Source organism: Ramlibacter sp. AN1133, assembly GCF_037890035.1.
Classification (GTDB): Bacteria; Pseudomonadota; Gammaproteobacteria; order Burkholderiales; family Burkholderiaceae_C; genus Ramlibacter.
Genome location: NZ_JBBKTQ010000011.1, coordinates 18,251 through 32,005 on the forward strand (window position 1 = coordinate 18,251; position 13,755 = coordinate 32,005).

At 69.1% G+C, this 13,755-nt stretch carries 9 protein-coding genes; 4 read left to right on the forward strand and 5 right to left on the reverse strand.

All coding sequences use genetic code 11. The features are described from left to right. Genes WG923_RS16675 through WG923_RS16695 form a run of 5 tightly spaced genes read right to left on the reverse strand, consistent with a single transcriptional unit; the run spans nt 1 to nt 4,689 of the window. Complete coding sequence (locus tag WG923_RS16675) at nt 1–1,083, reverse strand: class 1 fructose-bisphosphatase (RefSeq protein WP_340352101.1); 1,083 nt, start codon at nt 1,081–1,083, stop codon at nt 1–3. 14 nt (nt 1,084–1,097) lie between these two features. After that, nucleotides 1,098–2,051, reverse strand: coding sequence for a CbbX protein (cbbX, locus tag WG923_RS16680; protein ID WP_340352102.1), 954 nt, complete (start codon nt 2,049–2,051; stop codon nt 1,098–1,100). Next, nucleotides 2,051–2,761: a ribulose-phosphate 3-epimerase gene (gene rpe, locus WG923_RS16685; protein WP_340352103.1), complete on the reverse strand. Its 711-nt coding sequence runs from the start codon at nt 2,759–2,761 to the stop codon at nt 2,051–2,053. Before rpe ends, cbbX begins: the two co-directional genes overlap by 1 nt. 4 nt (nt 2,762–2,765) lie before the next feature. Beyond that, entirely contained in the window at nt 2,766–3,206 is a 441-nt protein-coding gene (locus tag WG923_RS16690; protein WP_340352104.1) for a ribulose bisphosphate carboxylase small subunit, read from the reverse strand. A 13-nt stretch (nt 3,207–3,219) separates the two neighbouring features. Next, nucleotides 3,220–4,689, reverse strand: coding sequence for a form I ribulose bisphosphate carboxylase large subunit (locus WG923_RS16695; protein ID WP_340352105.1), 1,470 nt, complete (start codon nt 4,687–4,689; stop codon nt 3,220–3,222). 110 nt (nt 4,690–4,799) lie between these two features. On the opposite strand from WG923_RS16695, the gene WG923_RS16700 reads away from it, so the two are divergent. The 4 genes from WG923_RS16700 to WG923_RS16715 all read left to right on the forward strand — a co-directional run bounded on the left by WG923_RS16700 (nt 4,800) and on the right by WG923_RS16715 (nt 13,751). Continuing rightward, nucleotides 4,800–5,741, forward strand: a complete 942-nt coding sequence (locus WG923_RS16700; RefSeq protein WP_340352106.1) for a LysR family transcriptional regulator — start codon at nt 4,800–4,802, stop codon at nt 5,739–5,741. Between the two features lie 648 nt (nt 5,742–6,389). Beyond that, nucleotides 6,390–12,194, forward strand: coding sequence for an amino acid adenylation domain-containing protein (locus WG923_RS16705; protein ID WP_340352107.1), 5,805 nt, complete (start codon nt 6,390–6,392; stop codon nt 12,192–12,194). 14 nt (nt 12,195–12,208) lie between these two features. After that, nucleotides 12,209–13,279 (forward strand): sterol desaturase family protein, encoded by a 1,071-nt coding sequence (locus tag WG923_RS16710; RefSeq protein ID WP_340352108.1) that lies wholly within the window; start codon nt 12,209–12,211, stop codon nt 13,277–13,279. 4 nt (nt 13,280–13,283) lie between these two features. Next, nucleotides 13,284–13,751: a hypothetical protein gene (locus WG923_RS16715; protein ID WP_340352109.1), complete on the forward strand. Its 468-nt coding sequence runs from the start codon at nt 13,284–13,286 to the stop codon at nt 13,749–13,751. Nucleotides 13,752–13,755 lie beyond the last annotated feature (4 nt).

The window sequence follows — 13,755 nt, forward strand, 5'->3', positions numbered from 1 at the left end:
TCAGGACGGCAGGGCTTCGGGCCGGAACAGCGAACGCTCGTTGAACAGTGGCGAGACGAAGGGGCGGTCGATGCCGCTGTCGTGCTCCACGTGGTAGCGCTCGATGCGCTGCACCTCGTTGCGCGAACCCAGGATCACCGGCACGCGCTGGTGCAGCGCCGTCGGCTGCACCTCCAGCAGGCGCTGCCGCCCGGTGCTGGCCGCCCCGCCCGCCTGTTCCACCAGCAGGCTGATGGGGCTGGCTTCGTACAGCAGCCGCAGCCGCCCCGGCTTGGCGGGATCCCTGGTGTCGCGCGGGTACAGGAACACGCCGCCGCGCACCAGGATGCGATGCACCTCCGCCACCATCGAGGCGATCCAGCGCATGTTGAAGTCGCGCCCGCGCGGCCCGCTGCGGCCGGCCTGGCACTCCGAGACGTAGCGGTGCACCGGCGCCTCCCAGAAGCGCACGTTGCTGGTGTTGATCGCGAATTCGCCGGTGTCGGCGGGAATGCGCATCACCGGGTGCGTGAGGATGAAGTTGCCGATCTCGCGGTCCAGCGTGAAGCCGTGCGTGCCCTTGCCCACCGTCAGCACCAGCATCGTCGCCGGCCCGTAGATCGCATAGCCGGCCGCGACCTGCTCGTGCCCGGGCAGCAGGAAGTCCGCCGGGTCGCCATCGGCGCCGCCGCGGTGGCGCAGCACGGAAAAGATCGTCCCCACCGAGACGTTCACGTCGGTGTTCGACGAGCCGTCCAGCGGATCGAACACCAGCAGGAAGGGCCCGCGGCTGCAATCCGCCGGGATCGGCAGGGGCTGCTCGTTCTCTTCCGAGGCCATCGCGGCCAGCAGCCCGCCCCACTCGCAGTGGCGGATCATGGTGTCGTTGGCCAGCACGTCCAGCTTCTTCTGCACCTCGCCCTGCACGTTGCGCTGGTCCAGGTCGCCGAGATAGCCGCCGAGCGCGCCCTTCGCCGTCATGGCGGAAATCGTCTTGATCGCCGCGGCGACGTCGACCAGCAGCGCGCCGAGGTCGTTGCCGTCCGGGATGTCCCGCAGCTGCTGCAGCAGGAATTTCGACAAGGTGGTGCGTCCGAGATGCATGGTCAATCCCTCCCTCACTGGTCCTGCGTGGCGGCCAGCGCGAAGACGCGGCTCGCACGGATGTCGGCTTCGGCAATCGTGCTCAGCTCCTCGCGTCCGAGTTCTCGATCGGCTTGCGCGAACAGGCGGCTGGCCTGCCGCAGGCGGGCGCGGTCCAGCGCGTTGCGAACGCTGCGCGCGTTGGCGAAGTGCGGCTGGCGCAGCCGCAGCGCCACGTAGGCGTCCAGCGCCTCGAGGGCGCCGGGGCCGAAGCGGTAGTTCATGTCGTGCAACATGCGCTGCGCGATCTGCAGCAGCTCCCCGGCCGAATAGTCCGGGAACGCGATGTGGTGCGCGATGCGCGAGCTCAGGCCCGGGTTGGAACGGAAGAAGGTGTCCATCCGGTCCTGGTAGCCCGCGAGGATCACCACCAGGTCGTCGCGCTGGTTCTCCATCACCTGCAGCAGGATCTCGATGGCCTCCTGCCCGTAGTCGCGCTCGTTGTCGGGCCGGTAGAGGTAGTAGGCCTCGTCGATGAACAGCACGCCGCCCATGGCCTTCTTGAGCACCTCGCGCGTCTTCGGCGCGGTGTGGCCGATGTACTGGCCGACGAGGTCGTCGCGCGTCACCGCCACCAGGTGGCCTTTGCGCACGTAGCCCAGGCGGTGCAGGATCTGCGCCATGCGCAGCGCCACCGTCGTCTTGCCCGTGCCGGGATTGCCGGTGAAGGACATGTGCAGCGAGGGCGCGTGCGCCTGCAGGCCGGCGCCGGTGCGCAGCCGGTCGATCACCAGCAGCGCGGCGATGTCGCGGATGCGCTGCTTGACCGGCGCCAGGCCGACCAGGTCGCGCTCCAACTCCTCCAGCACCGCCATGACGTTGGTGTGCGCAAGCACGTCGGCGACGGTGCGAGGCGGGGCCGGCTGCGGCTCCGGCTCCGCGGCGGGCGCCGCGGCGAAGGCCTCGCGGGCGTAGGCGGGCAGCGCCATCACGCAGTCTCCGCTTCGCGGGCGCGCAGGGCGAGCTGCAGGCGCAGCGCGGCCATCACCTGCACGTAATTCGGTTGCGCGAAAATCGCGCTGCCGGCCACGAAGGTGTCGGCGCCCGCCTCGGCGAGGCGGCGGATGTTGTCCACCTTCACCCCGCCGTCCACCTGCAGCCGGATGTCGCGCCCGGTCTCGCGACGATGGGCATCGATCAGGCGGCGGGCCTGCGCCACCTTGCGCAGGGACGACTCGATCAGGCCCTGGCCGCCGAAGCCGGGGTTCACGCCCATCACCAGCACCAGGTCGACCTTGTCGATCACCCACTCCAGCAGGTCCAGCGGCTCCGCCGGGTTGAACGCCAGGCCGGCGGCGCAGCCCCCGGCGCGAATCAGCTGCAGCGTGCGGTCCACGTGCGCGCTGGCGTCCGGGTGGAAGGAGATGACGTCGGCCCCCGCCTCGACGAAGGCCTGCGCCAGCGCGTCCACCGGCTGCACCATCAGGTGGACGTCCAGCAGCACGGGCGTGCCGTCGCTGCGCACGCAGTGGCGCTTGAGCGCCTGCGCCACCCCCGGGCCGATCGTGAGGTTGGGCACGTAGTGCTGGTCCATCACGTCGAAGTGGATCCAGTCGGCACCCGCCGCGATCACGGCGCGCACCTCCTCGCCCAGGCGCGCGAAATCGGCGGAGAGGATCGAAGGCGCGATGCGGTACATCGCCTCAGGCCTCGTAGCGGCGCGTTTCCGGCCGGTCGGTGGCGTAGCTGTGCACCGTGTAGCGCATGGAACGCCCCTGCCCTTCCTGCCGCACCAGGCCGAAGCCCGGCTCGTTCTCGGGCCGCTGCACGAGGAAGCTCATGGCCACCGATTCCACGCCGCGGGTGGAGTCGAAGGCCACCAGGCGGATGTAGTGGGACGTGAACGTCTTCCTGCATTGCCGCACCTCGGCCAGCACGCCGGCCGCATCGCGCAGGTCGAACATCGGCTGGCCGAACATCTCCCAGTAGGTGTTGCGCGGGTGCGGATCGTCGGTGTACTCGACGCTCCAGGCGTAGCCGCGCGCCAGGCCGTACTCGATCTGCGCCAGGATCTCCGCGTCGGTGAGGTCGGGCAGGAAACTGAACTGGCCCTGCGTGAGGCGGCCGGTGGGGTTGGTCATCATGGCGGGGGCTCCTTCACATCGAGAGTGCGGGTGTGGCGGCGTAGTCGCTCGTGTCGGTGGACTGGTAGTTGAAGGAGACGTCGCCCCAGGTATCGAGCGCCTGCTGCAGCGGCGTGCAGAAGCGCGCGGCGGCCCGCAGGATCTCCGGCCCTTCGACGGCGATCTCGCGGCCCTCGTTGCGCGCCTTCACCATGGCTTCCAGCGCCACGCGATTGGCGACGGCGCCCGCCTGCACGCCGGCCGGGTGGCCGATGGTGCCGCCGCCGAACTGCAGGATCACGTCGTCGCCGAACAGGTCCAGCAGCTGGTGCATCTGGCCGGCATGGATGCCACCGGAGGCCACCGGCATCACCTTGCGCAGGTCCGCCCAGTCCTGGTCGAAGAACAGCCCGCGCGGCAGGTCCCGCCGGGTATACGCATCGCGGCAGACGTTGTAGTAGCCCTGCACCGTCATGGGGTCGCCCTCCAGCTTGCCCACCGCCGTGCCGGCATGCAGGTGGTCCACGCCGGCCAGCCGCAGCCACTTGGCGATCACGCGGAAGCTCACGCCGTGGTTCTTCTGCCGCGTGTAGGTGCCGTGCCCGGCGCGGTGCATGTGCAGGATCATGTCGTTGCGGCGGCACCAGTTCGCCATCGACTGGATCGCCGTCCAGCCGACGACGAGGTCCACCATCACCACGACGGAGCCGAGCTCGCGGGCCAGTTCGGCGCGCTCGTACATGTCTTCCATCGTCGCGGCCGTCACGTTCAGGTACGAGCCCTTGATCTCGCCGGTCGCGGCGCTGGCCTTGTTCACGGCGTCCATCACGTACAGGAAGCGGTCGCGCCAGTGCATGAAGGGCTGCGAGTTGATGTTCTCGTCGTCCTTCATGAAATCGAGGCCGCCCTTGAGGCCCTCGTAGATCACCCGCCCGTAGTTGCGGCCCGAGAGGCCCAGCTTGGGCTTGGTGGTCGCGCCCAGCAGCGGGCGGCCGAACTTGTCCAGGCGCTCGCGCTCCACGACCAGTCCGGTGGGCGGGCCCTTGAAGGTCTTGACGTAGGCCACCGGGATGCGGATGTCCTCCAGCCGCACGGCCTTGAGCGGCTTGAACGAGAACACGTTGCCGATCAGGCTCGCGGTGAGGTTGGCGATCGAGCCCTCCTCGAACAGGATCAGGTCGTAGGCCACCCAGGCGAAGTACTGGCCCGGCTGCCCCGGCACCGGCTCCACGCTGTAGGCCTTGGCGCGGTAGCTGTCGCAGGCCGTGAGGCGGTCGGTCCACACGACCGTCCACGTGGCGGTGCTGGATTCGCCCGCCACCGCGGCGGCGGCCTCGATCGGGTCCACGCCCCCCTGCGGCGTGATGCGGAACAGGCAGAGGACATCGGTGTCGCGCGGCGTGTAGTCCGCGTCCCAGTAGCCCATCTGCCGGTACTTCAGGACGCCGGCGGCATAGCGCTTCCTGGCGTCGGTGATCAGCCCCTCGTCGACCGGCTTGTTCATCCTTGATCTCCATCAATCGCCGCACCGATGCAGCGGTTGATGGGGACTCTAGGGACGCCTAGCATGCAGCGGAAGTCAGATCTTCTGATCCCATCGTTAAGCAACGCTGAATGAAGAACGCCACGCTGCGCCAGCTGAGGGTGTTCGCCGCCGTCGGCAAGCACCTGAACTTCGCGCGGGCGGCGGAGGAACTCTCCCTCTCGCCGCCGGCCGTCTCGATGCAGATCCGCGAGCTGGAGGAGCAGGTCGGCATGCCCCTGTTCGACCGCACCAGCCGCGCGGTGTCGCTGACGACGGTGGGCGAATACGTGCTGGCGCACGCGCGGCGCGTGCTCGCGGCCATGCGCGACGCCGAAGACATGGTGGCCAACCTCAAGGGCCTGCAGAGCGGCGTGCTCGATGTGGTGATGGTGAGCACCGCGAAGTACTTCGTGCCGCGCCTGCTCGCCCGGTTCCGCCACGACCACCCCGGCGTGGAGATCCGCCTGCGCGTGGCGCACAACCGCGACGCGATCGTGGACCTGATGCGCCAGGGCGAGGTGGAACTCGCCGTGATGGGACGCCCGCCCACCGAATGGGCCACGCGCGCCGAGCCTTTCGCGCTGCATCCGCACGTGCTGGTGACCGCGACCGACCATCCCTTCGCGCGCCTGGAGCAGGTGCCGGCGCAGGCGCTCTCGCGCGAGGCGTTCATCGTGCGCGAGGAAGGCTCGGGCACGCGGGCGGCGCTGCAGGAGTACCTGCACGCGCACCGGCTCGCGCCGCACGTGGCGATGGAGATGGCCAGCAACGAGGCGATCAAGCAGGCCGTGATGGCGGGCATGGGGGTGAGCCTGCTGTCGCTGCACACGCTGGGGCTGGAGCTCGCGCACGGCCTCATCGCCACGCCGGAGGTCGAGGGACTGCCCTTGATGCGCCGCTGGCATGTGGTGCACACGCTCGGTCGCACGCTCTCGCCCGCGGCGGAGGCGTTTCGTTACTTCATGCTGGAGCGCGGCGAAGGGTTCCTCGCGGAGCACTTCGGGCTGGGTCGCCGGGGTGAAGAAGTCTGAGGGGCCCGTAGGCTGGCGGTGACGAAGGAACCCCAGCTACGCTGCGCTCGCGGAATCGCTGGGGTTCCTTCGTCACCGCCAGCCTACGAATCCCTGTCGCCCGCGGCAGCGTGAACTGCTTCACGCAGCAGCGGAAAACCTGAGCCACCGCCAGCTCGCAGCCCATCCGGGCGCAGCGCGCTTCGCGGCTTGCATGCGCGTTCCGTTCGGAGCTTGGCGAATGCACAAAGGGGTTAGGAGCCACCAACTTTTGGACGATTCAGGCGCGGGGGCCGGTTCCTATAGTCCGTTCCATCGCGGTGTCGCCAACGTGACGCAGCGTGAGACAGATGAACCCGCAGGAGGGGCCCCGGCCAGAGACCGCGCCATTCCCTGCTCCATCGGAAGGTGCGCCGTGCTGCTTGTCGTTCACCCCAGGTCCGGAGTCCGTCGCCTGACGGCCTGACTCCCTTTTCCCCTCAACCCCTTTCAAAGCATCCAGCCGGAGGTGGCATGGACAGGACACCTTTTGCCGTCGCGCGCGCCGAGATCCGGGCCCAGCAGGCCCGCCGCTGGGCCATGGAGCCCGTCATGAACAGCATCCACCACTGCCGCGCCGAAGAGTGCGGCCTTCCCCACCGCCCCTCACCTTGCCAGGAGAAAGCCCCCATGCAACCCCTCACCACCGCGCCCGCCCTCGCCACCACGCTGGTCCACATCCTGAAGCAGCGGGCCGCGCTCACCCCCGAGCGCACCGCCTACATCTTCCTCGAGGACGGCGAAAACGAGGAGCGGCCCATCACCTACGGCGAGCTCGATCGCCGCGCGCGCCTGCTGGCCGCCACGCTGCAAAAGCGCATCCCGCAGGCCCATGGCAGCCGCGTGCTGCTGATGTATCCGCAGGGGCTGGAATTCCTGGTCGCGTTCTTCGGCAGCCTGTACGCCGGCGCCACCGCGGTGCTGGTGTATCCCCCCACCAATCCCAAGATGGCGCGCCGGCTGGCGGTGATCGCGGCCGATTGCGACGTCTCGGCCGTGCTGTCGACCACCGGCGTGATCGGCAAGATGACCCGCATGGCCGCCGAGGGCCTGGCGGAGCTGCCCTGCATCAACACCGACCTGCTCGACGCCGCGCTGGAAAGCCGCTACGCCGAACAGGACATCCGCCCCGAGCACATCGCCTTCCTGCAGTACACCTCGGGCTCCACCGGCACGCCCAAGGGGGTGATGATCAGCCACGCCAACCTGATGGCGAACCAGCGCACCATCCAGGAGCTGTACCGCAGCGACCGCAACAGCGTGGTGGTCGGCTGGCTGCCGCTGATCCACGACATGGGCCTGATCGGCAAGGCGCTGCATCCGCTGTACATCGGCGTGCCGCTGATCTTCATGTCGCCGCTGCATTTCATGCAGCGGCCGGTGCGCTGGCTGCGCGCGATCAACAAGTACCGCGCCACGATCAGCGGCGGCCCGAACTTCGCCTACGACCTGTGCGCCGCCAAGATCCCCGAGGAGGACCTGCAGGGGCTGGACCTCTCGTGCTGGACCACCGCCTTCAACGGCGCCGAGCCGGTGCGGCGCGAGACCATGGAGCGCTTCCACCGGCGTTTCTCCGCCTGCGGCCTGCCGCGGCAGGCGCTGATGGCGGTGTACGGCCTGGCCGAGGCGACGCTGATCGTCACCGGCACCCGGCGCGACGCGCTGCTGGAGGCCGATGCCGAGACCGCCGCCATGCCCTCGGGCCGCGCGGCGCCGTGGGACACGGTGAAGGTGGTCGACGTGGTGGCGGGCACCGAAGCCGTCGAAGGCCGCGAAGGCGAGGTGTGGGTCAGCGGCCCCAGCGTGGCCTGCGGCTACTGGAACCAGCCCGAGGTGAACCGCGAGATCTTCCAGGCGCAGATCCCGGGCTCGCCGCTGCGCTACCTGCGCACCGGCGACACCGGCTACATGCGCAAGGGCTGCCTGCACATCACCGGCCGCATCAAGGACATCATCATCCTGCAGGGCCGCAACTACCACGCCGAGGACATCGAGTGGAGCCTGGCCAACCTGCGCGGCCTGCGCGCCGGCTGCGCCGCGGCCTTCTCCACCGACGAAGGCGGCAAGGAGCGGCTGGTGGTCGTCGCCGGCGCCACCGCCACCGATCCCGCCGAGGCCCACAAGCTGGTCGCCGCCATGCGCGAAGCGGTCTACGCCGACCACCAGCTGCCGCTCGACCGCGTGGTGCTGATCCGCCCGAAGGACCTGCCCATGACCACCAGCGGCAAGGTGCAGCGGCGCCTGACGAAGAAGCTGCTGCTGGCCGGCGAGTTCGAGCCCGTGCTGGACCAGTGCGCGTCCGACGCTGCTCCCGCGGCGGAACAGGGCCGCTTCGTCGCGCCCGGCACGCCGGCCGAGCGCGAACTGGCCGCGGTCTGGAGCCAGGTGCTCGCCATGCCGCTGGACAAGATCGGCATCCACGACAACTTCTTCGACCTCGGCGGCTCCTCGCTGACGATGCTGCAGCTGTCGGACCGGATCGGCGCCAGCATGGAACTGCTGTTCCGCTACCCGACCATCGCCGGCTACCTGTACCGCAGCTCAGAATACGAGTTTCCCGACGTCGAGGCCGACATCCACCTGCCGCCGCTGGCGATCGACGAGAGCCTCACCGGCCGCACCGGCCTGAGCCTGGTGACCGGCGCGCACGGCTTCTTCGGCTTGCACTTCCTGCGCTCGATGATGAAGCGCAGCACCGACCGCTTCGCGCTGCTGCTGCGGGGCAAGAACGGCGAGGGCCTGCAGAAGCGCTTCGAGCAGGCGGTGGACTATTTCGGCATGCGCGCCGAGATCGACATGGACCGGATCGAACTGGTGGAAGGCGACCTGAGCAAGCCGCACGCCGGCATCGCCGACGACGCCTGGGCCTCGCTGGCGACGCGCGTGGACCGCATCTTCCACATCGGCTCGCACGTCAACAACTGGCTGCCCTACGAGGGCATCCGCGCGATCAACGTCGACGGCACCCGCAGCCTGCTGGAGCTGGCCCGCACCGGCCGCCGCAAGGAGTTCCACTACACCAGCACCAGCACCTTCTCGCCGCTGAAGGAGGACAAGTCGGTGTTCGACGAGGACGACCGGATCGACCCGTCCGACATCAACCGCTACTTCGGCTACGACATCAGCAAGTACGCGAGCGAGGCGATGTGCCGGCTGGCCCGGGCCGACGGCAACGTCTGCAACATCTACCGCCTGGTCTGGGTGGGCGGGCACCTGGCCACCGGCGTGACCAAGATGAACGACGGGCTGAACATCATGCTGCGCATGCTGCTCACGCTGGGCGTGTACCCGCAGGGCAACTACCTGCACGACGTGGTGCCGGTCGACCTGATGGCCGACGCGATGGCCTCGCTGGCCGGCAAGACGCCCAACGGCAACTACAACGTGACCAGCCAGTCGAAGGAATCGATCGACATGAAGCGCATCGCCACGATGCTGCGCAGCATGGGCTACGCGCTCACCGAGGTGAGCCGCGCCGAGTTCGTGCAGCGGCTCAAGGACTACCCGGCGGACAAATGGGACGAGCACTGCCGCTCCTACCGCCAGCTCGTGATCCGCCTGTTCGAGGACCCGACGCCCAAGGTCGAATCGTTCTACGACAGCCGCAACTTCCGCCGCGACCTCGACCCGGAGATCCTCGCGCGCATGGAACGCAAGTTCATCGACGCCTGGTTCGAGAAGACCGTGCAGTTCCTGGTGCGCCACGACGCGCTGCCGACGCCGCAGGGCGGCCTGTACAGCGACGACCTGAAGGCCATCAAGGCCTGGAACCGCACCGAGGCGCAGGTGCCGCGCGAGCAGTGCCTGCACCAGCGCTTCTCGCTGCAGGCGGCCGCCACGCCCGAGGCAGTGGCGCTGCGCTTCGCCGGCGGCTCCACCACCTACCGCGAACTGGACCGCGTCTCCAACCGCATCGCGCATCGCCTGCTGGCCCGCGGCGCGCGGCCGGGCGAGCTGATCGGCCTGTCGGTCAACCGCTCGCCGGCGCTGATCGCCGCGATCCTGGGCATCTTCAAGGCCGGCTGCGCCTACGTGCCGCTCGACCCCACCTACCCGGTGACGAGCCTGGACACCATGATCGAGGATTGCGGTGCGCGCCGCATCGTCGTCGATGCTGCGGCCGGCGCGCAGCTGGAGCGGCACCGCGGCAAGCTGCTGGACGTCGCCCTTCTGGGCAGCGCGGACTACGACGGCGGCACACCGGTGGCACCCGACGTGCCGGCCAAGGCGACCTGCCTGGCCTACGTGATCTACACCTCCGGCAGCACCGGCAAGCCCAAGGGCGTGATGGTGGAGCACCGCAGCGTGATCAACCACAACGAGTCGCTGATGCGCGCCTTCGCGCTGACGCCCACCGACAAGATGCTGCAGTTCTCCACCGTCAACTTCGATTCCTTCATCGAGGAGGTCTTCCCCACGCTGTTCACGGGCGCCACCCTGGTGCTGGTGAACAAGGGCGAGCTGAACGACGTCGAGCGCCTGAAGGCGGTGATCACGTCCGAAGGCGTGACGGTCCTGAAGTTCTCCACCGCCTACTGGCACAACCTGAGCGACCTGAGCGTCAGCGAACTCGGCGTGCGGCTGGTGGGCATCGGCGGCGAGGCGGCGGACCTGGCGCGCTACAACGCCTGGCGCGCCAAGAATCCCGGCATCCCGCTGGTCAACACCTACGGCCCGACGGAGACCACCGTCACTGCGACGCTGGCGAGTTTCGACGGCCCGCTCGAGCGCATGACCATCGGCCGGCCCATCCTCAACACGCAGGCCCACGTGCTGGACGCACAGCTGAACCCGGTGCCGGTGGGCTTCGTCGGCGAGCTGTACATCGCCGGCGACGGCGTCACGCGCGGCTACCTCAATCGCCCCGAGGCGAATGCCGCCGCCTTCCTGCCCAACCCGTTCCGGCCCGGCGAAACCTTTTACAAGACCGGCGACATGGTGCGCTGGCTGCCCGACGGCAACATCGAGTTCCTCGGCCGCGTCGACCACCAGGTCAAGGTGCGCGGCTACCGCATCGAGCTGGGCGCCATCGAAGGTGCGCTCGCCAGCCACCCGCAGGTGGCCGACACCGCGGTGGTGGTCAAGGAGGTCGACACCCGCAAGAAGATCGTCGCCTACTACCAGCCGCGCGGCGCGGAGGTCGCGGGCAGCGAGCTGCGCGCCTGGCTGGAGGACCAGCTTCCCAGCTACATGATCCCCAACCTGCTGCTGCCGCTGGCGCAGATCCCCATGAACCCGAACGGCAAGGTCGACCGCCGCGCACTCGAACTGATGCCGGTCGACGCCAGCCGGCATGTCGACTTCGCGGCGCCGACCACGCTGGCGGAGATCAAGATGGCGCGGGTGTGGGAATCCGTGCTGGGCGTCGATGGCGTCGGCCTGAACGACGAATTCGCCGAACTCGGCGGCCACTCGCTGCTGGCGATGCCGCTGGTGCAGCGGGTGAACGAGCAGTTCGGCACCAGCCTGGCGATCGGCGCGCTGTACGAGCATCCCACGGTCGCGAAGCTGCTGGCGCACGCGAGCCGCGAATCGGCCGAAGCGCAGCCCTCCAACCTGATCCGCTTCCCCGAACCGGGCCGCAAGGCGCAACCCGCCGCGCGGCTGCGCCCGCTGTTCCTGGTGCATGGCCTGGGCGGCCACCTCGCCTCGTTCTATCCGCTGGTCCGGAACTTGAAACAAAGCCTGCACGACCAGCACGGCCTGGACATCACCGTCTACGGCCTGGAGGCCAACGGTTTCCGCGAGGGGCAGGAGCACTTCCAGGACCTGGACCAGATGGTCGCGGCCTACGTGCAGCAGATCCGCGAGGTGCAGCCACAAGGTCCCTACCTGCTGGGCGGCTGGTCCTACGGCGTGTCGATCGCCTTCCACATCGCGCAGGAGCTGATCCGCAGCGGCGACGAGGTGGGCCTGTTCATCTCGATCGACGCCGAGGCGCCCAACGTGCCGAAGGACTTCGAGGCCTTCATCGCGGAGCACGGCATCATGACGCTCGACGACCTGTACGAGGACGGCAGGTTGAAGACGCTGCTGGTGCGCTTCGGCCGGCGCTTCGGCTTCGTCTGCCGCGAGGACGAGCCGGCCCGCCAGCAGTTCCACCGCTTCCTCGGCTACGCCCACGGCCACGGGGCCCAGCCGGTCGATGCGGACCTGGAGCGCCACAGCAAGGTGGCGATCGCCAACCTGTTCAACGCGCGCGGCTTCAAGCCCCGCCCCATCGCCCCGATGAACACGGTGCTGGTGCGTGCCAGCGGCAGCCGCTTCGACAACTACCTGGGCGACTGGGCCAGCCTGCTGGACAGCCGCATGCTCGCATCGCTCACGCTGGCGGGCGACCACTGGTCCATCATGCAGGACCCCGAGCTGGCCGCGCAACTGGCGACCCAGCTCGCCCTGCATGCCACCCCGCCGGCCGAGCGGCTGGCTGCCTGAAGGAGGAACCCACGATGTATCCCGACATCATCGCCCTGGGCATTCCCGTCATGATCGGCTGCGTGGTCGTGGAGTTCCTCCACGACCTGCGGCAGAAGGTGCGCAACTTCCGCCTCAACGCCACCGTCAGCAACATCAGTTGCGGCATCCTGGAGCAGGCGACCGGCTTCATCTCCAAGGGCCTGTTCATCGCGCTCTACGCCTGGCTGTACGAGCACGCCCGGCTGGCCACGATCCAGGATGCGTGGTGGGTGTTCCTGCTGCTGATCGTGGCGGTGGACCTGGTGTTCTACTTCTTCCACCGCTTCAGCCACCGCTGCTCCTTCCTCTGGGCGGGGCACATGGTGCACCACGAGGTGGAGGAGTTCAACCTCACGGTGGCGCTGCGCCGGTCGGTGATGCAGGAGTTCACCATCATCTGGGTCTACCTGCCGTTCGCGCTGTTCGGCTTCTCGCCGGGCGCGTTCTTCCTGGTGTTCGCGGCACACAACCTCTACCAGTTCCTGATCCACACCTCGTACCTGCCCGAGTTCCGGACCTTCGGCCTGGTGTTCAACACGCCGCACCACCACGAGGTGCACCACTGCCGCAACGCCTGCTACATCGACAAGAACTTCGCCGGCGTGTTCATCGTGTGGGACAAGCTGTTCGGCACCTTCACGGCGCAGACCGAGAAGCCCGTGTTCGGCGTGGCGCAGCTGACCTCCACGCTCAATCCGGTCAAGGCGCAGGTCACCACGCTGGCCGCCGTGTTCGCCGAGGCCGGACGGCGGCAGGGCTGGCGCGACAAGCTGCACGCGCTGTTCGGCCCGCCGGACTACCTGGGCGTCCACGGCCAGGACCCGGTGCACCGGCCGAAGTTCGATCCGGCCATCCCGGGACCGCAGTTCGGACTGGCCATCACGCTGTTCCTGCTGCTGGTGGTGGGCACCACGCTGTACCGCAACTACGAGAGCGCGTTCGACCTCGCCGAGAAGATCGCGGTGCTGGGTGGGATCGGTGGCGTGCTGTTCCTGATCGGCAACCTGCTCGACGCCCGCGGCCTGCTGCCGGTGCTCGCGTGGACCCGCCGCAGCGGAGGGTGATGCCATGACCGACGCGGGCATGATCTCCGGCCTGGCCGGCCTCGCCGGCCTCGCCGCCGCCACGCTGCTGGGCCTGCTGGCCGGCGCGCTGCTGGCCGAGGGCGCGCTGCTGGTGCCCTACTGGCGCACGCTCTCCGCCGAGCAGTTCTACGCCCTGCACCCGACCTACGGCCCGCGTCTCTATCGCTTCTACGCGCCCCTGACCATCGCGGCGCCGCTGGCCGCGCTGGTCTCCGCGGGGCTGGCGACGGCCGCCGGCGTCCACGTGGCGGCCGCCTGGGGGGCGGCGCTGCTGACGCTGGCGCTGCTCGCCTGCTACGGCCTGTTCTTCCGCGCCGCCAACGACGCCTTCACGCGCCACGCCGTCCCGGCCGACGAACTGCCCGCGGCCCTGGCGCGCTGGGCGGCGTGGCACCACGTGCGCGTCGTCATCGCCATCCTCGCCTTCGTCTGCTCGCTGCTCGCCCTCTGAGGTT